The sequence below is a fragment of the Aquimarina ulvae genome (assembly GCF_053613295.3).
Genome location: NZ_JBSIBP030000005.1, coordinates 368889 through 391116, shown reverse-complemented (window position 1 = coordinate 391116; position 22228 = coordinate 368889). Strand labels below are relative to the sequence as shown.

The window sequence follows — 22228 nt, the reverse complement described above, 5'->3', positions numbered from 1 at the left end:
TTCCATAGATCATTTCATTAGTAATATTTCTGAACCATATCATCCATATCATTTTTTGTTATATCAAATACGTCGAATGTAGTTCCTTGCGTTCTTAGAGCCCCAAGGATATTAGCATATTGAGCAGCTTTGATATGGTCATTAGCATCTTTTACGAAACCATAAGCTAATCCTCCGGCAAAGCTGTCACCACAACCTGTGGTATCGATTACTGTTTCTACAGGAACACTTTTAATAAAATCTTTTTGAATTGTGCCTTCTTTTTTAGAGTATACCACACATCCTCTCGAATCTAAAGTAACATATAGATAAGAAGTGCCTTTTGCCAATACAAATTCTGCCAGATTGTCCAAATGATCTGTTTTGTTTTCATCATAGTTAGCAATACTGTCTAGGTTAAATTCATTTTCGAACCAGCAACATTGAGATTCTTCAAGATTCATTTTTAGAACATCTATATAAGGTAACCATTCTTCTATATCTACCCAGTATTTTCTATGGCGATCTCCTTGAATATTCATGGCTGTTGTAGAGCCATGAGCATCATAGATAGTAATTGCTTTTGTTTGATCTTTAGCATATTTTAAAGCGCTCAACGATATTTCAAAATCGGTTATGGGAACAAAAACAAAGGCATCTGCATCCTTAAAAGAGAATAGATCTTCATCTTTTATAGGTTTCATACAGGCCATTTGTTTTTCGATTCTATTATTTTGATCTATAAAATCAAGATGTATGATCGTCCCTCTGTCATCATCACTTTTTAATCCCCTTTGATCAATATTTTTATAACCAGAAAAAAGTGATACTAGCGGTTGGTGATCGATTTTATGAATGTTGCTAATTGGAATTACTTCACCATTTGATCCCAGTATTTTAGAAAGAGCAATTGTAGGATGCGTTACGCAACCGTATTTTTTGATAATTTCATTTTTGTATGTACTAATGGTATCCCGCGGAATTGGACCTAAGACAGCTATTTTTGAGTATGTATCCATTATGAACGATCCTGAAGTGCAAATACTTTTCTTAACAAATCTGTAGTTCTAGAACTAAGCTTGGTTCTAATTTCTTCTTCTTCTACAGCGATCATAGTATATACGCCATCTAGCGCTTCACTAGTAACATAATCAGTAAGGTCAGGATTTACATTGCTTGTAAAAGGAATAGCATTATACTTATTGATAATATTCGACCAGACACGATCGGCACCTACTTTTGACAAAGAGTTTTTAATTACTGGATTAAATTTCCCATAGAGAGTATTCTTAGTAGTTCCTTCCAGGTATTTTGTTGCTGAGTCACTACTACCTAGCAGGATTTGTTTCGCATCATTAAAGGTTATTTGTTTTACCGCATTTACAAAAATAGGTGTAGCTTCCTTTACAGCATCTTCTGCTGCTCTATTGAGAACTTTTAGTCCTTCATCCGCCAAATTATCTAGACCAATATCCCTTAATGCTTTATCTACTTTTTGTAGTTCGTCTGGTAATACAATTTTTACGAGCTCGTTTCTAAAAAAACCATCTTTCTGGGTAAGCTTGGTTACTTGTTTATCAATCCCTTTATCCAATGCTTGTCGTAAACCATTTGCGATATCCACATTACTTAAGCCAATAGCCCCTCCTTCTTGAGGTAAACTTTCTATAACCTGTTGCAATTCTGCACAACTCGATAATTGAAATATAACGAATGCTAAAAAAATTCTTTTCATGATTTCTTACTAGATTTGAGATGATACTAATTTCATATGAATTCAAAGTTACTTTTTTTCGTACTATCTATTTTAATCATTTCCTGTAAAAATAGAGAAGATCAACTAAAAACAGCGCCAAAGGTCTCTTATAATTATGATCAATATATAACTATTTTAGGAATTGCTCAGGACGGAGGCTATCCACATATTAATAATACGGATGAGTTTCAAGCGATTAATGATGGCAGACGTATTAATGAACCAGTCGTTTGTTTAGGAATTATAGATCGACAGGAAAAAAAGAAATTTTTAATTGAAGCAACTCCGGATTTGCCAGAACAACTGGCGATGCTGGATGCTGATCATGTAAAGAAAGATCCAATTATTGATGGAATATTTTTAACGCATGCACATATCGGTCATTATACAGGACTTATGTATTTTGGAAGGGAAGCCATGGGATCCAAGGATATTAATGTACATGCAATGCCAAAAATGAAGTCTTTCATAGAAAATAATGCTCCTTGGTCTCAATTAGTAGATTTGCAAAATATTAGAATTAATTTATTAGAGAATGAAGTTTCTGTAGAGATAACCAGTACTTTGAAAGTGACTCCATTTTTGGTTCCACATCGGGATGAATTTTCTGAGACTGTTGGATATAGAATCGAGGGTAAAACGAAATCAGCATTATTTATTCCTGATATTAATAAATGGTCATTATGGGAAAAGGATATTCTTAACGAAGTAAAAAAAGTGGATTATGCATTTATTGATGCTACGTTCTTTAAGGACGGAGAAATTCCAAGACCGATGTCTGAAGTTCCACATCCTTTTATTCAAGAAACGGTGAATTTTTTCAAAAATGAATCAAAAGAAATAAAATCCAAGATTGTATTCATCCATTTTAATCACTCCAACCCTTTAATTCACGAAAATAACGAACAACGAATCGAATTGGAAAAAGAGGGATACAGGTTTGCAAAGACTAAAGATATATTTGAACTATGAAAAAATAACAGTTTTGTTATTGTATACTAATACTTTTCGTTCTACGTGGTGTTTGATAGCTCGGGATAATACGATTTTTTCTAGGTCACGTCCTTTCAGAATAAAATCCTGTACATTATGAATATGTGATACCCGTACTACTTCTTGTTCAATAATTGGACCTTCATCAAGATCAGAAGTTACATAATGACTTGTAGCTCCAATTATTTTTACACCACGCTCGTATGCAGAGTGATACGGTTTTGCACCGGGAAAAGCTGGTAAAAATGAATGATGAATGTTAATGATTTTATTAGGAAATTGCTCCACAAATTTTTCGGAAAGGATTTGCATATATCTTGCCAGTACAATGAAATCAACGTTATGTTCTTTTAGCAGCGCTAATTGCTCTGCTTCTGCTTCTGTTTTATTGGCTTTGTTTACAGGAATATGTTTAAAAGGAATTTTAAAACTATCAGCAATAGGCTTTAGATCCAGGTGATTACTAATGATGATAGGGATTTTTGCTTTTAGTTCGCCAGATGCATGTCGTCCCAGAATATCATATAGGCAGTGATCATATTTAGATACGAAGAGTGCCATTTTTGGTTTTTTTTCTGCATCATATAGCTCCCAATGCATATTGTAGTTATCAGCTACTCCTTTATTAAATAACTCTTTAAACAACGCTAGTTTTTCTTCATCTTGATCAAACTCGCATTCTAGTCTCATAAAAAACTCACCTAATTCTCTATCCACATGTTGTTCGATATAAACAGTATTTCCTTTTTTAGCTAAAATGAAATTGGTTACGGTCGCTATTATACCTTTTGTATCTAAACAATTAATCAGAAGCGTTGTTTTTTTCATAAAAAGATTGGGTTGTCGATTCTATTTTCGGAGTATAAACTTACTATTTAGAATGATAAAGGTTATAATAATTTCTTACAAAGGTGGACAATGCAAATATTTTTTAAGTAATTTGTAATGTAAGCTTGGTTTTTCTAAATTATTTATAATAAAAAAGGCTGATTTTATTAATAATCAGCCCTTCATAATTTATAATACGATAAGTGTTATTTAAAATCCTCAATCACATTATTGATTAATGTTTTTAAGTGATCTTTATGTGCTTTAGATAGTTTATCTCCAGAACCGTTAGAAACCATTGACCTAATTCTTTTTAAATTATATAAGGCCATCGATTTAGACGGGTATGTAAATTTTGGTCCCTTACTATTTGATTTAGAAATCATATCAATCAGTCTTTTAGTATACTCTAACTGAAGGTTTTGTCTAAATGTATTTACAGAACCAGAGGCATCTGCCTGAAAAACAGCATTGTTTAGGTCTGTCATAAATTCTGATAATTTGTACTCATTTCCATATAATTCAGAATCGGTAATACGTTGTAACGTATTTGGGTGCATGATATGATCCAGTACTCTTTTTTGATATGCCAATACAAGATTGTGAATTTTGGGATCTTCTGGATCTTTAAAGAAATTATACCCTCTTCGCTGCATTGCTATATAATTATAAAGATCATTGGGCGCTTTATATGCATCAGGTGCAAACACATATGTTTTTAATGCATTCATTGCTCTTTTCTGATCTTGGTAACTAACTGGTGTATATGGTTTAGCATTGGGGTCTTGTCCTACCATACTTCTATCCACGTATACACCTCCAATAAATCTGGAAATCACATTTCCAGCTTGTGCATACTGACCTCTTAATATAGAGTAAGCTTGTCTTAATTCTTGATAAGATGCTCCTTTTTTACTAAATTTTAGTTTAATCGTATTCATCATGTCGTTTACCAATTCCATTCTATTAATAGAATACGTAATTTGATCATTAGACATGTCCCCAATCATGACTCTAGGATCGATCGCCTTTCCGGGAGATCTCATATCATCTGCGTCATTACCAAAAATTAACTCTGGCTTATTAGATTGACTAGCGATTTTTTCTAATTCACTTTCTGAGCTCACAGGTGTATATCCATATTGAATTGCCCACTCATCATAAGGTCCAACAGTCGTAGAAAAGTATTGTCCTTGATTAGTTTTATCATTAGCAACGTTGATTGCTGTATAATCCATTACAGATCCAGTAAGACACTTATCTTTAATCAATTCGGGATTATTTAGTTCTTCGGGAGAGAATAACTGACTAGCCTTCATATTGTGGTTTAATCCCAAGGTATGACCAACTTCGTGCATAATAAGCTCTTTCATCGCTTCCATTTTCATTCCTTTCATTTCATTATCATTAGCTCCATATGCTGTTAGTACTGCTTGTCCGAATAATGAATTTTCCTGCATTAAGTGACCATAAGAACAATATAGATGTTTGTCTTTAATCATTAGAGTAACATCATCTTCTTGTGTCTGATCAATTACGGTAAGATTAAACAACCGGTCGTACTTTACACGATTGGTATGATAAACATATTCCAGCATGATATCTGCGCCTAGTATCTCACCTGTTCTTGGGTTTACAAAACTAGGTCCATATCCGCCAAAAGGAGGTCTGGGAGAAGAGGTCCATCTCAAAACATTGTATCTAATATCTCCGGCATCCCATGTTGCATCATCTGGTTGTATTTTTACGACCATTGCATTTTTGAAACCTGCTTTTTCAAAGGCATTATTCCATTCTAACACTGCATCTTTAATAGTTTCTCTAAATTCTACGGGTGTCGTATTTTCAATCCACCAAACGATTGGTTGTACTGGTTCAGAAATTACTTCATCAGGATTCTTTTTTACTAGATTCCAGCGATGTACCAGGTCTCTATACGGTGTCGGACTTGTAGAAGTCATGTCCGTTACTTGTGTCAAAAAATAACCGATTCTAGGATCATCAAATCGTGGTTGATAATCATTCTCTGGCATTGCAATTAAACTATGCTCTACTTTTATAGTAACATTTCTTCCATCAGTTACCGCACTAGAACCACCATTCAGAATATTGGATTTCGAGTATACATAGTGACTATTTACATTCAGGTTTTCTGGATAATTTTTAATGGTTTTAATTTTGGTTTTTTCTTTGCTAAGAGAACCTATTTTAAATGCAAATGGTGATTGTCCTGGAAAGTTAGGAGCTTTTATTTGCTCAAAAGTTTCTTTTAGAAAGAGATCATCAGATTTTATGAGATATAACCCTTTCTCTTCATCTTGCGCTTCAATTTTTAAACTTGCCATAATTCCTTCGCTTATGTTAGCATTGGAAGCTTTCGATAGCGCATTGTTTTTATCAAAATAGAAGGAAGCATTCTGAGTAACAAATTCAATTTTATTATAATGTTTTTCGATTTTAAAAACTTTATTATTCATATAAGCACCTCTAAAAGCGCCTGCATCCAAGACGCCATCAGTAATCTGACTGAAATAAATAAACTCTTCTCCAATTTGATCTTTTTTAATGAGCATTTGCGTGGTGCCATCAATAGTATCCCTATACATAGTGAATAGTCCTTCGATTTCTTCACTCTTTTTAGTAAGGTCTTCAATTGATTTTTCTTTGGAATCTTTTTTAGCAGTATCTACCTGCTCGGTTTTTCCTTTTTTTGATTTTTTCTTTTTCTTACGTTGTGCTTCTGCGTTTTGGATCCCTAACCCAAAAACGAATACAAGCAACAAGAGAAATAACTTGTTTTTTGATGATGTAATTTTCATTTTAAAATGTATTTGTTTTCAATTAGCGCGGAAGATATCATTTTTATATATTTCGTTAAAAGTCTTTAACAATTGTGTTAACATAATATTAATACTAATTTGTTTTTGAGTAATTTCCTTTAGTTATGAGAATTAGTAAAGAATAAGCGTAAATTTGAACTATAGATAATGAAAGGTGTTTGAGTTACATAAATTATTAGATATTTGTAATATTACATTCTTCTTTCAATAAGAATTGAGTTTAGTTTACTGATTTTCAATTTGTTTTATAAAATAGGATGGTTTGATACCTGTTTTTTTATAAAACGCTTTGGTAAACGATTGGATATTGTTAAAACCTATTTCTTCTCCGATTGATTTAAGTGTATATTTCCTGTAATTAGGATTATTTTTGATTTGATCTACCGCATAATCTACCCTAAGATCATTGACATAATTTGCAAAATTCTTACCTTTATAATAATTAATCACCTTGGAGAGATAGGTAGAATTTGTTCCTATTTTTTTAGCCAATTTTGCAGAGGTGATAGTGCCATCTGTAAACTTATTCTCTTTTTCAAAAATTTCTAGTTTACGTAAAATTTGATCTACGAGTTCTTGGGGTAAGTCAAGTGTTTTGGTTTCTTTAAGAACATTATTAATTACTTTTTCAGGTTTTTGCTGTTGCATTAGCAAATCAAACTTTTTCTTGTAGAAAATACGTTTTTTACGGTTTCTGAAGAACAGTAACGCAAAGCTGACAATGATAAAGCTTAAAATCAAATAAATATATAAGCTCTTCTGTTCTTGTTTTTGCAATAATGTATTTTTTTCTCTGATAAGATTCTCCCGATCGTATTTTTGATATACTTCTATATGTAACTTTTTATTTTTCTCATTAAAAACACTGTCTAACAGCAACATTCTTTCTAATACTACTAATTGTTCTTTGGTGTTCTTTTTTCTTTTGTAGACCGATAATAACATGTCAATAGCTTTTTTACTACTCGTATTGTAATTGGCAGTATCAATAAGTTTATCCGCTTCTAATAAATAGGTCAAGCTTTTTTCAGGTTGGTCAATTTTATCATAAGCTTTGGCAAGAAATAAATTGGTCTCTATGTCGTAAACCTGGTATTCCAATTGTAAGGGTAAAGTCAACAGTTTTTGTAGACTATCAATGGCTTTCAGATAGTTTTGTCGATGATAGTCGTTTATGCCGCTGGCTAGCAGTAATCCTGAGTATCCGTAATTTTCTTTTCCCTTTGAAACTATCTGAAGCCCTTCTTCTATGTATATCCTTGCAGAATCTAATTTCTTTTTTCTATTATAAATAACCGCCATACTCAAAACTGTACTCACATAGTGACGATAAAATCTTTTCTTAATGTCTTTTGTTTGCAAAAACGCGTAATTAGATTTTAAGATGTCTAGGGTCTCATTTTCTTTACCTAGATTCCGTTTTAAGTTTGCCATATTGATAGCTGCTGCCACCTGATGAATATCATTGTTGTTCTTTTCTGCAAATTCTTTTGCTTTTAAGCTATATTCAAAAGCTTCATTATACTTTTTGTAATTTTGAAGCAATACACCTTTGTTGAGATATCCTCTGGATGGATAATTAAAGTGATTAAGATCTTTAGTGATTTCAATGATACTATCTACATATTTCATAGCGATATCCGGAGTACTGATCATAAATAAAAAGTGGTATCCATCAGCTATTTTAATTGGATCGTCTTCTTTTTTTGCTTTGTCTAGAAAAGTGTTAGCATATAAGGTTGCTACAGTAAGATTTTTTCGGTTTTCTAAATAAAGCTCCTGTAAACCCTCATAGCTTTTGCCTAGTAAACTATCGTTTTCTTTTTTCTCTGTTTGACTTTTTAGTGTACAAGGGACAACCATAAAAATGAAAACGACTAAAAAGCGTGTAACGATCATATTAGCAGGTAGTTTCGGGTCAAGGTTACGGTGTTTAATGAGCAAATATACAAAACATACTCTTTTGTAAGATTTATAAATATTACATATAAAATTTATAAATCCTTAAATACTCCCCTTGCAATAACGCAATTCTCCCCCATATATTTGCTTCGATCCAAAGCAACAAGTGCACTTATCAAAATCTGGGTCAAATTAGTTAATAATCATAAAATGATAACGATGGCATTAGAAAATTTGATAAGCGTAAGCTTTACAGAAGAAGAACTAGCGCAACTAGATGCGCACTTATTAGGCATACGGCAAATTCTAAATGGTAAGACCGTAAACCTAACCCCAGATCAGCGCCGACAATACGGGCGTATCGCCAACCAAAACAAACTGATTGTAGACAAAGCCAAAAACTATATGGAACAGCATCCTGATTGGATTCCACGTTTTCTGGATAAACAAGAGTTTGATAGTGATTATGCAGCACGAGATCAGGTAGAAGGGCGGGCACAACTATTAGAAAACCTTACCCAACAATTACTGGATACTAAAACATTACTGGACCACGATAATTATACCAACGCACTCAGTTTTTACCGTATGATGCGTTTTCTGGCAGGAGAAAATGAACCGGGAGCCAAATCTGTGTATGAGGATATGCGGGTACTGTTTAAGAATACTCCAATAGCAACTACAACCACAGAGAACAAAGAATCAGCATAACCCCCAAGCCTTAATTGGATGGCCTCTGGGTCTTACAGAAGTACCTCTAGGTAGTTCGACAAGACCTGGAGGGCATTGCCAAAGGATTCAATACCCAAAATGGAACGGGATACCCCATCCTTATAAGGGGCATCAGGCCCTTAATTAAGGGGGTACCCCTATCAAAAAAGGCCTAGCAACCCTAAAAACAAGAGCGCGAGCCAGTAAAATGATACCGCTGGGTAGTTCGCTAAGGGGTGTAGGCTATGCGGATCGGGGTAGGCGTATATGAAGTTTGAGTCGGTAAGAGACAGTTTTGCAAATAGTTCTACAATGCGGAATTAGAAAACAAAAATAAAGTTGAGTTCGTGTTAATTGTAGTGCCCTCTCCATCAGGAGAGGGTTTGGATAAAGGAATAACACACGTATATGCTTTTAGCAACCCTAAAAATATCGGGTTGCCAATAATCAAATAAAAACAAGGGAAACAAAATTGACCAATGAATTCAATAAAAAATCAACAAATCATAGACGGAATCATCACTGGGGATAGGGTGATTCTAAAATCATTTTATAAAAAGAATTTACCTGTCGTAAAAAAGTTAATCTTACAATATCGAGGCACTACAGAGGATGTAGAAGATATATTTCAGGAGGCGTTGGTAGTATTATATCATAAACTACGAAGTGGATCACTAGAAATCAATTCATCTATTCATAATTATTTTATCGAGATATGTAAAAACAAATGGCGTAATCAGTTACGCAAGCAATCTAGAATATACTATGATGATTTGCTGATCGACCAAGTGCAAGATTATACGGGATCAATTATCAATGCTTTGATACAAAAGGATAAAGAACAATTATATCACAAGCATCTATCAAATTTAAAAGATCATCACAAAAATATACTCCAACTTTTTTTTGAGAAAAAAAGCATGAAAGAGATTGCCAACATTACTGGATATACTGAAGGATATGCACGCAAGAAAAAATTTCAGGTAAAGGAACACTTGCTAAGGATGATGAAGAATGATCTTTTGTATCGAGAGTTAGCGATGGTTGGGTAGTTGAGAGTCAGTGAGTTTGTAAAAACGCTTTGCCATAAGAGGTTAGTTTGTGAGGACATAGGCTCTCGAAGCCTGAAGATTGGAGTCCAGAGTTTAGTAGAGGGAAATGAAAAAATGAAATAAAGTTGAGTTTTCTCCTGAGACGGGCAGGTGTATTAGTGTTAGTAGGAGTCCTCGCTCCTTTTTTGAAGAGCCCGCCCTGCCGTGAGGTAGGGATTATGGTTGGGAAAAAACATAGACAATCTATAAGTACAGAGGCTCTCGAAGTCCGATATACTTAAAAAAAAATAACTAATATTTTAAAAAAATCAAAATTTAAGGTAACACATCATTTGGTTACGACACTTACTTATATCGAAGGGATATTTTTAAACATGAGCAGAATAGATAATGCTCAATATTCCAGGTCTAAAGAAAGCCGAACCAATAGGACTTCAGTAGATTAAAATTTTATAAAAATAGAAATATTAACAAGAACTAAAATCAACAAACAAATCAATTATGAAAAATTATTTCAGGCAATTCAATTATGTGATAAGTATCTTACTTGTCGTGCTATGCTTTTCTTCTTGCGAAAAAGAAATAGAGGAGAGAATAGAAGTTACAGAAATTTCAACAGATAAATCCAACATTGAAGTCTCAGAAGCTACTTCTTTGGATCTACTAAATACAAGAATTTTTTTGGAAGGCAAAGCTAAGAACCAGATAATCACTAAAAGGACTGGGAGTACTTATTTAGAAACGACGTATGGTACTGTATTTCTTGATGAAGCTTTAAGGATTACCGATGGTACCAGTGATGGGAACTTATCTTTTAAAATTTTCCCTAAAACTTTCGAAAAAGGAGTGATGTATAATTTAGTGGTAGGACCTGAACAATCAAATGGCGAGCGAAACGCCTTTATCGCGAAGTATGTACGCAGTTCTTCTGATGATACCGACACATCAGTTTTAGAACCAAAACAATTCGAAGGTCAAATGTATATATATGATTTTGATGCTTCTTTGATAACCTCGACCCTATCAAAAGGAAGTGATTGTCCACCTAATGATATCAATCCCGGACCTGATGGGTCAGAAAGTGATAATGGTAGTTCCGGCGGAGGTGGAGGCGGTGGTTCTACTGGTGGCCCTAGCGGCAATCCTAGTAGCAGTGGGTCTCTTTGCTCTTCTTATACCATAATGGTGCAATGTTGCGGACCTAATAGTACAACACCTCATTCCGGATCAATCTGTGGCTGTGGTAACGGTTCTTATTACATTACCTATGTAGAGTGTTATGGTGGTCATGACAATAAAAGTTTATCAAAAGGTGCAGGATGTCCTGACGCAGGACCAGGCCCTATTTTACTCAATGAAGTTACGGAACCAGAACATCAATTTACATTATTAGAACTGATAGGGGATAGACTTACCGGGTTTGAAAAGGACTGGGTGCTTACTTTTGCTAATAGTGCTATGACAGGTAAAATACTCGATTATATAGAAGACAATGATCTATCAGAAAGTGCCAAGGATACTGCCCTGAGTATGATTAAAGTTTTAGCAGGTACCGGATCTGTAAATTTATTTGCCGATATAGAAGAGTATAAAGCTTTTATGGGAGTTATTAGTGATGGTATTAAAAACAGAACAATTCTTTATCGTCATCCGGAGATTGGACCGATGGAGTCTAATATAGATCTTAACGGTGCATTATCTCACGCAGATCTTTCTACGTTATCATTAAGCGATTGGCGTTTTATGGCACAAAATGCGATCGCGCTAAAGCATAATGTAGAGAATTGGGATGGTGATGACAGTAGATTTCGAGAAATTAGCAGAAGTACTGCGGCAATTGTCCTGTTACCACAGGTAAAATCACTAACCCAAGACCCATCATTTTGGCCTCAATCTCCAGAGGAGTGGAAAGCACTTGGGGAGATAATGATGCCCTTTTTACTAGAAATTGGTTTGGCAGCGATTCCGGGCTCTGACATTGTAGAGGTGGTAAGGGGTATTGCAGACAACGATTACATCGCAGTAACCTTAGGTCTGGCTGGACTTACTGTAGATGCCTTTGGTGGAACTATTGTAAAAGTAGTCGCCAAGTTTGGTAAAGCAGCCTATAAATCTTTTAAAATTATAAGGGCAATAGGCAGATCCTTAGATAAAGTTGCGGATGTCATCAGAAAAGGTTTTAAATTTGATGTTGAAAACGGTATCACGGTTCTTAAAAAGAATGATGAGGTTCTAGAGCGAGGAGATGAAGTTGAGGAAGCTGCTTCTAAAATAGCGGCTGGTCCAGGGCGACAATTTTGGACAAGCGAAACAATCTTTAGAAATATCAAGGTTTATAAGCGCGATGATATAATTAATGGTAATTTGGTTGATTTATCTGGAAGAACAAATAAACAAAGAATGCAAGCAGGTTTAGCTCCGATTGGTCCAGATGGAAAATCTGTGAATTTGCACCATATGCTGCAAAGTGATTCAGCTGGAATCGCCGAGATGACACAGACTTTTCATCAAACTAATCATGCTACTATACACATAAATCCAAATACAATTCCTTCAGGAATAGATAGAAATGCATTTAATACTTGGAAAAGGAACTACTGGAAAGAGAGAGCCAATGATTTTTAAATCAAATAATTATGAACTTAGAAAAAGCATTTGAAATAATTGAAAAGAATATAGATGAATCTAATTTTTTCGGACCTATTGCAAAGGAAAAAATTACCTCGGCAGAAAATATTCTGAATATAAAATTCCCTTTGTCTTATAAAAGATTTATAGAACAATATGGATCAGGAGATATTTTTGGATTGGAGTTTTATGGAATAATAAAAGACCCTAAAACGGATGCGCACATGATCCCTAACGGTATTTGGCTTACCCAAAGTTTGAGAAATGAAAGTAATTTACTATTAAGGTATTTAGTAATTGCAGAGACAGGTTATGGTCCATATTATGTCTTAGATACTTCTGAAGGAAAAAATAATGAAAATCAAGTTTATATATGGGATATTGGAAATCAAGTAGAAGAAAAGTTTGACAATTTTGGTAGTTTTTTATTTACATTATTGGAAGAATCAATGTAAGTAAAAAACGGATATAATGTTAATGAATTCAGAGAAGTTTTTTAAAATTATATTATAGATGATTTATACTTATGAAGTTTATTTTGAAATTTAAAAATTGTTACACCTAGATATTATAGTGATATTTTGTTGCCACAATATCACTATGGATATGGGTATTAATTAATGAATATAGATAAGTTAGAAAATGTAAAAAGCTTGATACTAAGTTTTGAAAACGATGACAAACCACCAGAAGTAATTTTGCAAACTATAAATAAACTTATTACTAAAAATTTGACCGAATATGAATTGACTAATTATTGGCGTTCAGATAATCTAGAGGGTTTCGTCAAGACTTTAGTTGCAGAATCTATATCTGATTGGGAAGCTATAGATGATGATAAAGCTTTGGATTTAATTAATGAAATTTTATCTAATGTTAATGATGATTCGATAATATCAGCAAATGGAGAAGCTTTGGAAAAAAGATACGCCAAGCCTTCAGGAACGGTTTGTGATTGGATTTTTCAAGACGACATCTCTAGTTCAGGTGAAATTTTAAAGCTCTTGATAAAAAATAGTACCCTTTTACTTTAGGTTTAAATTTTTGTAATAGTGTTAGGATTGTAGATTAATATACACTAACATACCTAGTTTTTTAAGAAAAAAATCTATGCCCTGAAAAAAGAATTTTAAAGTGTATGGAAAAGAAAGTTTAAAATTCTTAGGAATAAATTAAATTTCCAAGATTTAATATTTAGATAAACAACCAAGCCCTATTAATCAGGGTTTGGTTTAAATACCAGTATGAACAAATGAAAGCATTAATATTCACTTTAATAGCAATTTGCACACAAATAACACAAGCTCAGAACAAAGAAGTAACAATCATAAAATATAAAAATGATAAGAATTATGATCTATACGCAAAAAATCTGTCTAACGTAACACAAAAAGTGGATTTGTACATTACTTCTAGCGGATTAAAAAAACATCCAGAAGTAATTACAAAATCGGTAAGCCCTAAAGACTCTTTATTATTTATAACCTTAGAACCTTCTGGTGGAAAAATGAAATTTCAGACGGCATATAGTTTTGTTCCAAATCCAACTAAAAAAGAAATGGCTGTTAAAGAAAAGGCGTTGAAAAAAAATACCTACAAAAAAGGAGATAATATAAATAAGGGAATTGTAGTTTTTGACAAATCCGATTGTCCAAGGTGTGATCGTACTACCAGTTATTTATTGGATAACAATATAGATTTCATACGAGTCCAGATTCCTACGAACACACAAACAAAAGAAAACAAAGCACCAGAAGAGCTAAAAGAAAATCGATTATTGTTATCAAAAAAGATGCAGGAAAATGGAATCTTTGGGAGATATACTACCCCAGTAATCTTGGTAGATGGCAAACTTACTCATAGTCACGAAAACCTAAGCGAATTTCTTGCAGGTTTAAGAGGAAATTAGAAAAGTCTCTTCTCGTATTTATTAGATTTTATTTGACCTTCGGATGTAAGCTATTGTAGATATTATCATCCAATTCATACCTATCCGGTTTTTACTTTTAAGATCAGAAAGGGAACCTACACTTTTTTATAAAAAGAGTTAGTGATTAGAATGAAATTCAATAGTTGAGAAATAGACAATAATACGAGTTATTATTAATCAAAGAAAGATGCTAAAATAGATTGATATTAGGTAGGCTATTGCAATTATCTATGGAAGTATATTATGTACTAAAAGTACCATTCTTAATAATGGGAAATAATGAAACAAGAACAACAATTACTATATAAAGTGATGCGCAATTTTGAAGGGATGCAAAAAATAGAAGTCTTTGATATTTTGCATAGAATCGAAGTATTATTGTTTTATGCTAAAAGTCCTTTAAGAGTTGATCATCTTAAACAGATTATTACATCAGATATTGATCAGGATGGTGATGTGGACCCATTTGGTTTTACCATCTTACCTAATGGAAATTTCTGTGAGTTGGAAGGGTCGAATCACTGGATTCATATCTACAAAGAAATGAAAAGAGGGCTTAGCAAATACAATCCTATTACTGTTTATTATTTTAGAAGTAAGTATGCGCCACTAGAACTTCTTAAATTGAATAAGAAAAACCTGATGGAGAATGTGCATGGCACTCCACACGAATTGACCATTGCTATGTTTTTAGCAGCAAATTGTATTACTAAGAAAAATGCCACCACCTTAAAACTGTTATCATTGGAGAAATGATTACAGAAAGAAGGGTTTTAATGTATTTGTTTTCAATTAGAGCGTAAGATATCATTTTTATATATTTCGTTAAAAGTCTTTAACAATTGTGTTAACATTATATGAATACTAATTTGTTTTTGAGTAATTTCCTTTAGTTATGAGAATTAGTAAAGAATAAGCGTAAATTTGAACTATAGATAATGAAATATCTAATGAAGGCAGCTAAATTATATAATTCTAAAAAAATAATCGTTTTTGATGCGTATTTCGTAAATTAGCACCTATAAAAACACTTTTTATTGTCAATGGAACAAATTGCACCTTATAAGCCAAAAAATAAAGTTAGAATTGTAACTGCAGCATCATTATTTGATGGGCACGATGCAGCTATTAATATAATGCGCCGTATTATTCAATCTACAGGAGTAGAGGTAATACATCTGGGGCACGATAGAAGTGTAGAAGAAGTGGTAAATTGTGCTATTCAGGAAGATGCAAATGCCATCGCAATGACATCTTATCAAGGAGGTCATAATGAGTACTTTAAATATATGTATGATTTGCTTAAAGAAAAAGGAGCATCACATATCAAAATATTTGGAGGAGGAGGCGGTGTCATCCTGCCCGACGAGATTAAGGAGCTGATGGATTATGGAATTACCCGTATCTATTCTCCGGATGACGGACGAGAACTAGGATTGCAGGGAATGATCAATGACTTGGTAAAACAAGCTGATTTTCCTGTTGGGGACCAACTAAATGGAGAAGCAGATCATTTAGCAGATAAAGAAATCGGATCAATTGCACGTGTAATTTCTGCAGCAGAAAATTTCCCGGAGATAGCTAAAGATACACTCGACCAAATACACGAAAAAAATAAAACGTCAAAAACCCCGGTTTTGGGTATTACCGGAACTGGTGGAGCAGGAAAATCATCGTTAGTCGATGAGTTAGTACGTCGTTTTTTAATAGATTTTCCAAACAAAACCATTGGACTGATTTCTGTAGATCCATCAAAACGTAAAACTGGTGGCGCATTACTAGGAGATCGTATTCGTATGAATGCGATAAACTCACCTAGAGTATACATGCGTTCATTAGCTACCAGGCAATCTAATCTGGCATTGTCTAGATATGTCGCAGAAGCTATTGAAGTCTTAAAAGCTGCAGAGTTTGACCTGATTATTCTAGAAACTTCGGGGATTGGGCAATCGGATACCGAAATTCTGGAGCATAGTGACACCTCTTTATATGTAATGACCCCAGAGTTTGGAGCAGCGACTCAATTAGAAAAAATTGACATGCTTGATTTTGCAGATTTAGTAGCTATTAATAAATTCGATAAAAGAGGATCTCTGGATGCGTTAAGGGATGTGAAAAAGCAATATATGCGTAATCATCAGTTGTGGGATACTCCTCAGGATGATTTACCAGTGTACGGCACCATTGCGTCTCAGTTTAATGACCCAGGTATGAATACACTTTATAAAGCCATTATGGATGCTGTAGTAACGAAAACAGGAGCAGATTTAAAGTCAGATTTTTATATTTCCAAAGAAATGTCTGAGAAGATATTTGTAATACCTCCAAGTAGAACAAGATATTTATCGGAGATTTCCGAAAATAACAGAGCGTATGATAGAACTGCTAATACACAAGTAGAAGTAGCTCAAAAATTATATGGAATCTACACAACCATTTGTAGCGTAGCAAATTTGGATTTCTTAGGCTTATCTAAAAATGGTATTGAAGAAGAAACGCTTAGAAAAGCTAAGAACGATGAAAATGATGATTTTCTGAAATTATTATTGGCAGAATTTGATCGTGTAAAATTAAACCTCGATCCTCATCATTGGGAGACAATAACCAGTTGGGGAGTAAAAGTTCAGAAATACAAAGATCCCGTTTACTCTTTTAAAGTAAGAGATAAAGAAATCAAAATCGAAACACATACAGAATCGCTTTCGCATAGTCAGATTCCTAAAGTAGCACTACCAAAGTATCAAGCATGGGGCGATATTTTAAAATGGTGTTTACAAGAAAATGTTCCCGGAGAATTTCCTTTTGCTTCTGGTTTATATCCTTTTAAGCGAACAGGTGAAGATCCAACTCGTATGTTTGCCGGAGAAGGTGGACCAGAACGAACCAACAGACGTTTTCATTATGTAAGCCTAGGAATGCCGGCAAAACGCTTATCAACCGCTTTTGATTCGGTAACACTCTATGGAAATGATCCAGATCACAGACCTGATATTTATGGAAAAATAGGTAATGCTGGAGTTTCTATTTGTTGCTTAGACGATGCTAAAAAGTTATATTCAGGCTTTGATCTTACGCACGCAATGACTTCTGTAAGTATGACAATTAACGGTCCTGCTCCGATGTTATTAGGGTTCTTTATGAATGCAGCAATTGATCAGAATTGTGAAAAATACATAAAAGAAAATAGCCTTGAAGCTGAAGTAGAAGCTAAAATCAAGAAAATATACAATAAAAGAGGAGTCGAACGTCCCGCATATCAAGGAAAGCTTCCGGAGGGCAACGATGGATTAGGACTCATGTTATTAGGGGTAACCGGTGATCAGGTATTACCAGCAGACGTGTATTCTGAAATCAAAGCGACTACGCTGAATACCGTTCGTGGAACCGTACAAGCAGATATACTAAAAGAAGATCAAGCGCAAAATACCTGTATTTTCTCTACAGAGTTCGCATTGCGATTAATGGGGGATGTACAAGAATATTTTATAGAAAAACAAGTCCGTAACTTTTATTCAGTTTCTATTTCTGGATATCATATTGCAGAAGCTGGTGCGAACCCAATTACACAATTGGCATTGACACTTGCTAATGGGTTTACGTATGTAGAATATTACTTGAGCAGAGGAATGGATATTAATAAATTTGGTCCGAACTTGTCTTTCTTTTTTTCTAACGGTATCGATCCTGAATATGCTGTAATTGGAAGAGTAGCACGTAAAATCTGGGCCAAAGCTTTAAAATATAAGTATGACGCTAATGCCAGAGCCCAAATGCTTAAATACCATATACAAACATCGGGTAGGTCATTACACGCTCAGGAGATTGACTTTAATGATATCCGTACAACATTACAGGCATTGTACGCTATTTACGATAACTGTAATTCATTGCATACCAATGCTTACGACGAAGCTATTACAACACCTACAGAAGAATCCGTGCGTAGAGCCATGGCAATACAGTTGATTATCAATAAAGAATTGGGACTGGCTAAAAACGAAAATCCAATCCAGGGATCTTTTATTATTGAAGAGTTAACCGACTTAGTAGAAGAGGCTGTCTTGACTGAGTTTGATAGAATTACAGAACGCGGTGGCGTATTAGGAGCGATGGAAACGATGTATCAGCGTAGCAAAATACAAGAAGAAAGCCTATATTATGAGACACTAAAACATACCGGAGAGTTTCCAATCATTGGTGTAAACACATTCTTAAGTTCTAAAGGATCACCAACAGTAACCCCAGGAGAAGTAATTCGAGCTACAGAAGAAGAAAAACAGTATCAAATCGCGATGCTTAATGAGTTGCATAAAGGCAATGAAGATGAAACTTCTGAATTGTTAAAAGACTTGCAGCAGAAAGCGGTGAATAATCAAAACATTTTTGAAGCATTAATGGAAGTTTGTAAAAAATGCTCTCTTGGTCAGATTACTTCTTCGTTATTTGAAGTAGGAGGGCAGTATCGCAGAAATATGTAAAGTACAAATTTAAAGTAGAACATATATTAGAGAAGCTTGCCCTAAACGCAGTCGAAGAGCTTATCCCGATTTTGTATTGGAATCTATATTTATATCAAAAACAAAAAATCCCGTCTTAGAACGGGATTTTTCTTTTCTTTTAGTTTTTCTATCTTTAAAGAAACACAACTCATCATGAAAAGAATGCTTATTGTCTTTTTTATTTTTGGCAGTTCTTTTGCACAACAAAACTCTTTAAAAGCATTAGTTGGAGGGACATTGATAGACGGTTTTGGCGCTGCTCCTATACAAAATAGTGTAATCATTATTGAGAATGATAAAATTAAATCCGTTGGTACGATTGAAACCTTAATAGTACCGGCAACAGCAGAAGTGATTTCTACAGAAGGAATGTCTGTATTACCCGGACTTTGGGATATGCACGTACATACCATGATTAACGGTCATGCGGATTACACCTACTGGGATAAAACCTATCCGCCTTTATTCGAGGATGTTATCATGCCTTCATCAGCAGAACAATTACTAATGGCAGGAGTAACCAGTGCCAGAGATCTTGGAGGACCACTTAAAGAAAGTATTTCTGTAAGAGATCGAATTAATAAAGGAGAAATTCCGGGAGCGACATTATATGTTTCTGGACCGTTTATCCAAAAGAAACCCTACCCGGGAACCGAAGCTTTTCGCTGGGGTATCAATGGGGTGGACGATGCTCAAAAGAAAATTAAGAAATTAGCTGATGCTGGTGTAGACTGTATAAAATTGATTGATCAAGATCAAATGACTACTGCAGAGCTACAAGCCGTAGTGGACACAGCTCATAAATATAATCTGAAGGTCGTTGCGCACGGACATCGTCCAGAAGAGATAAGAACAGGACTTCAGGCAAGGGTAGACTGTTTTGAACATACAGGTTTATCATCAGCTCCCAGATATCCCGATGATGTGATAAAAGCCATAAAAGAACGAACAGCCCAGATGAATCTTGGACCGCTATTTTGGTGTCCAACTGTAGAAGGGTTATATAATTATGAGTACGTAAGAGATAACGGAGAACACTTAGATAATGATTCTTGGCACCGAGGTCTTCATGATACGATCATAGTAGATATTAAAAATAGTTTTAAACATAAAGATAGGTTACCTTATTTTCAATTAACTCCTCTGCGCAAGCCGACATTAGAGACTAAAATTAAACAATTAATGGATGCCGGAGTAGTACTCTTGATCGGTACAGATAGTGGAATCCCTATGAAGTTTCACAGTCAATCAACCTGGAATGAATTAGATGTCTGGGTAAATGAATTTGGTATAGACTCGATGTACGCGATTAAGGCTGCTACATATTGGCCTTCTGTTTGGATGGGCGTTTCTGATCAAGTTGGTACTATTACAGAAGGTAAATATGCAGATATTATTGCGGTAAAAGGTGATGTTTTGAGACATATTAATTTACTACAAGATGTGGATTTGGTAATTAAACACGGTAAGAGATATAAATGATTTTAAGACAAATAGTAATATACTGTATTTGTGCTACCACTTTTGCTCAAACCTATAACACTGGTGTGATGATAGATTCAGTTCTGATTTCAGACAAGACAAAAGAAACATTTGCAATGTATCTTCCCAATTCAGTTGATAAAAGTGCAGCATTGCCTATTGTTTTTATTTTTGATCCTGGTGGACAAGGCAAAAGAGGGATAGCTCCATTCATCAAAACTTCTGAAGCTTATGGATATATGTTAGTCTGTTCAAATCATACAAAAAACGGCCCTTATGACCGTAATTTTGAGATCACCAATCGTTTGTTCGAATTTGTTTTTGCCAATTTTAGGATTAAACAAAATGAAATGTACGTATCTGGCTTCTCGGGCGGATCCAGATTGGCTTCTGCTATCGCAGTATTAACTGGACGTGTTGCAGGCGTTATAGCATGTGGTGCCGGGTTTTCTCAGGAGCAGTCGCATATTCCAACTTTTCAGAAATTTTCGTATGTAGGTGTATGTGGAAACAGGGATATGAATTATCAGGAGATGATACGTGCAAAAGGATATCTTCAAAAATTGAAATTCACCAATACCTTAATAACTTATGATGGGAATCATACTTGGCCGTCAGATGATCAAATTTTAAAGGCATTTGATTGGTTGGAAATTCAGGCACACTTAAAAGGGATTAAAGAAAAAGAAGCTTATGAGATATACAAAAGTTATGAAGAGGTATATCATAATGCATTAAAAGCACAAAAAGAAAATAACTTACTCATAGCAGTAGAAAATTATGAACGCGCCTTGATTACATATGACCCTTTTTATGATGTAGATAGTGTTGCAAGCAGACTCAATAATATTATTGAAAGCAAATCATATAAAAAATTACTTAAAAAAGTAGCCCAGGTATTTAAAAAAGAAAAAGAGTTAACTAAAAAGCTCACAACACGTGTTTTTGAAGCTTATAAGCAACCAGATAAAATTGATATTTTCTGGTGGAAAAAAGAATTGACTAAGTTGAAAAAGTTAGATAAGAAAGAGGATTCAGAAACAAAAAAAATGTTGGAGAGACTTCGATTTCATATTTTTGTTACCTCTTATACTGCAAATAAAAATAGTGTAACCAAAGCTAACAAAAAACAAAAGGAGCTTACCAATATCCTTAGAAAATTACTTAAAACAGAACATCGCTGATTGATGTAAATTATAAAGTCATTATCCAGTGACGTTGTAATCGTTTAAATTTTTTAATTTCTTTGCGTAATAATCTCACAAAATCCCGACCATTACTTTCTGAACGCTCTAACCTTTGACAGTTTTTATAAAGTTTATTTGTAAGACTCTCCAAAGAAATAGCGTGTTGCAAACGCTCATTTTGAAAAGGTTGATTTTCTGCTTTAATAATTTCAGGAACTAAGGAGTCAGAATCCTTAATAATATCGCCAGTAAAATAGATAAATGGATTTTCAGTTCCATTTTTTTCTAGTGCTGCTAAATCATGCAAAAGATATTTGGAAACACTTTTAGACAATATCAGTATTTCCAAAGCTTTTTTATAAAGTCTTATATTTTTAGGGCTTGATTCCATGGTCAAGTCAAAATTAACAGTATTAAGGGGGATATTGCTTTTGATTTTAA

17 protein-coding genes are annotated in these 22228 nt (G+C 34.2%); 11 read left to right on the top strand and 6 right to left on the bottom strand.

The window, feature by feature from the left end; all coding sequences use genetic code 11:
• Nucleotides 1-17: 17 nt before the first annotated feature.
• Together ACWGOQ_RS13730 and ACWGOQ_RS13725 are read right to left on the bottom strand one after the other, a co-directional pair.
• A complete protein-coding gene (locus ACWGOQ_RS13730; protein WP_452058723.1) occupies nucleotides 18-998 on the bottom strand; it encodes a carbohydrate kinase family protein in 981 nt (326 codons plus the stop codon).
• Complete coding sequence (locus ACWGOQ_RS13725; RefSeq protein WP_452058722.1) at nucleotides 998-1714, bottom strand: DUF4197 domain-containing protein; 717 nt, start codon at nucleotides 1712-1714, stop codon at nucleotides 998-1000. Before ACWGOQ_RS13725 ends, ACWGOQ_RS13730 begins: the two co-directional genes overlap by 1 nt.
• A gap of 36 nt (nucleotides 1715-1750) precedes the next feature.
• Here ACWGOQ_RS13725 and ACWGOQ_RS13720 point away from each other — a divergent pair, with 36 nt between their 5' ends.
• Nucleotides 1751-2707 (top strand): MBL fold metallo-hydrolase, encoded by a 957-nt coding sequence (locus tag ACWGOQ_RS13720; RefSeq protein ID WP_452058721.1) that lies wholly within the window; start codon nucleotides 1751-1753, stop codon nucleotides 2705-2707.
• Here the strand turns inward: ACWGOQ_RS13720 and purU are convergent.
• From purU to ACWGOQ_RS13705, 3 genes are all read right to left on the bottom strand, one after another.
• A complete protein-coding gene (gene purU, locus ACWGOQ_RS13715) occupies nucleotides 2702-3556 on the bottom strand; it encodes a formyltetrahydrofolate deformylase (RefSeq protein WP_452058720.1) in 855 nt (284 codons plus the stop codon). The two genes, ACWGOQ_RS13720 and purU, sit on opposite strands and share 6 nt — an antisense overlap.
• Before the next feature lie 206 nt (nucleotides 3557-3762).
• Nucleotides 3763-6375: a zinc-dependent metalloprotease gene (locus ACWGOQ_RS13710; protein ID WP_452058719.1), complete on the bottom strand. Its 2613-nt coding sequence runs from the start codon at nucleotides 6373-6375 to the stop codon at nucleotides 3763-3765.
• Between the two features lie 246 nt (nucleotides 6376-6621).
• Nucleotides 6622-8295: a helix-turn-helix domain-containing protein gene (locus tag ACWGOQ_RS13705; protein ID WP_452058718.1), complete on the bottom strand. Its 1674-nt coding sequence runs from the start codon at nucleotides 8293-8295 to the stop codon at nucleotides 6622-6624.
• A 222-nt stretch (nucleotides 8296-8517) separates the two neighbouring features.
• Between ACWGOQ_RS13705 and ACWGOQ_RS13700 the strand changes: the two genes are divergently transcribed.
• The 10 genes from ACWGOQ_RS13700 to ACWGOQ_RS13655 all read left to right on the top strand — a co-directional run bounded on the left by ACWGOQ_RS13700 (nucleotide 8518) and on the right by ACWGOQ_RS13655 (nucleotide 21784).
• Nucleotides 8518-9009, top strand: a complete 492-nt coding sequence (locus ACWGOQ_RS13700) for a hypothetical protein (protein ID WP_452058717.1) — start codon at nucleotides 8518-8520, stop codon at nucleotides 9007-9009.
• Nucleotides 9010-9488: 479 nt separating this feature from the next.
• Nucleotides 9489-10061, top strand: coding sequence for an RNA polymerase sigma factor (locus tag ACWGOQ_RS13695; RefSeq protein ID WP_452058716.1), 573 nt, complete (start codon nucleotides 9489-9491; stop codon nucleotides 10059-10061).
• Nucleotides 10062-10562: 501 nt separating this feature from the next.
• Complete coding sequence (locus tag ACWGOQ_RS13690; RefSeq protein WP_452058715.1) at nucleotides 10563-12686, top strand: HNH/ENDO VII family nuclease; 2124 nt, start codon at nucleotides 10563-10565, stop codon at nucleotides 12684-12686.
• Nucleotides 12687-12697: 11 nt separating this feature from the next.
• Nucleotides 12698-13144, top strand: a complete 447-nt coding sequence (locus tag ACWGOQ_RS13685; RefSeq protein ID WP_452058714.1) for an SMI1/KNR4 family protein — start codon at nucleotides 12698-12700, stop codon at nucleotides 13142-13144.
• Nucleotides 13145-13309: 165 nt separating this feature from the next.
• Nucleotides 13310-13723, top strand: a complete 414-nt coding sequence (locus tag ACWGOQ_RS13680; protein WP_452058713.1) for a hypothetical protein — start codon at nucleotides 13310-13312, stop codon at nucleotides 13721-13723.
• Between the two features lie 218 nt (nucleotides 13724-13941).
• Complete coding sequence (locus tag ACWGOQ_RS13675) at nucleotides 13942-14598, top strand: glutaredoxin family protein (RefSeq protein WP_452058712.1); 657 nt, start codon at nucleotides 13942-13944, stop codon at nucleotides 14596-14598.
• 300 nt (nucleotides 14599-14898) lie between these two features.
• Nucleotides 14899-15375 carry a hypothetical protein gene (locus ACWGOQ_RS13670; protein ID WP_452058711.1) on the top strand — a complete coding sequence of 159 codons (477 nt, stop codon included), beginning with the start codon at nucleotides 14899-14901 and terminating at the stop codon, nucleotides 15373-15375.
• A 287-nt stretch (nucleotides 15376-15662) separates the two neighbouring features.
• Entirely contained in the window at nucleotides 15663-19097 is a 3435-nt protein-coding gene (locus ACWGOQ_RS13665; protein ID WP_452058710.1) for a methylmalonyl-CoA mutase family protein, read from the top strand.
• Between the two features lie 174 nt (nucleotides 19098-19271).
• Entirely contained in the window at nucleotides 19272-20600 is a 1329-nt protein-coding gene (locus ACWGOQ_RS13660) for an amidohydrolase family protein (RefSeq protein WP_452058709.1), read from the top strand.
• Between the two features lie 68 nt (nucleotides 20601-20668).
• A complete protein-coding gene (locus ACWGOQ_RS13655) occupies nucleotides 20669-21784 on the top strand; it encodes an alpha/beta hydrolase (RefSeq protein ID WP_452058708.1) in 1116 nt (371 codons plus the stop codon).
• A gap of 10 nt (nucleotides 21785-21794) precedes the next feature.
• On the opposite strand, the gene ACWGOQ_RS13650 is transcribed toward ACWGOQ_RS13655, so the two are convergent.
• The gene (locus ACWGOQ_RS13650) at nucleotides 21795-22178 is read right to left on the bottom strand and encodes a thioredoxin domain-containing protein (protein ID WP_452058707.1); all 384 of its coding nucleotides are present in this window, start codon (nucleotides 22176-22178) and stop codon (nucleotides 21795-21797) included.
• Nucleotides 22179-22228: the final 50 nt, after the last annotated feature.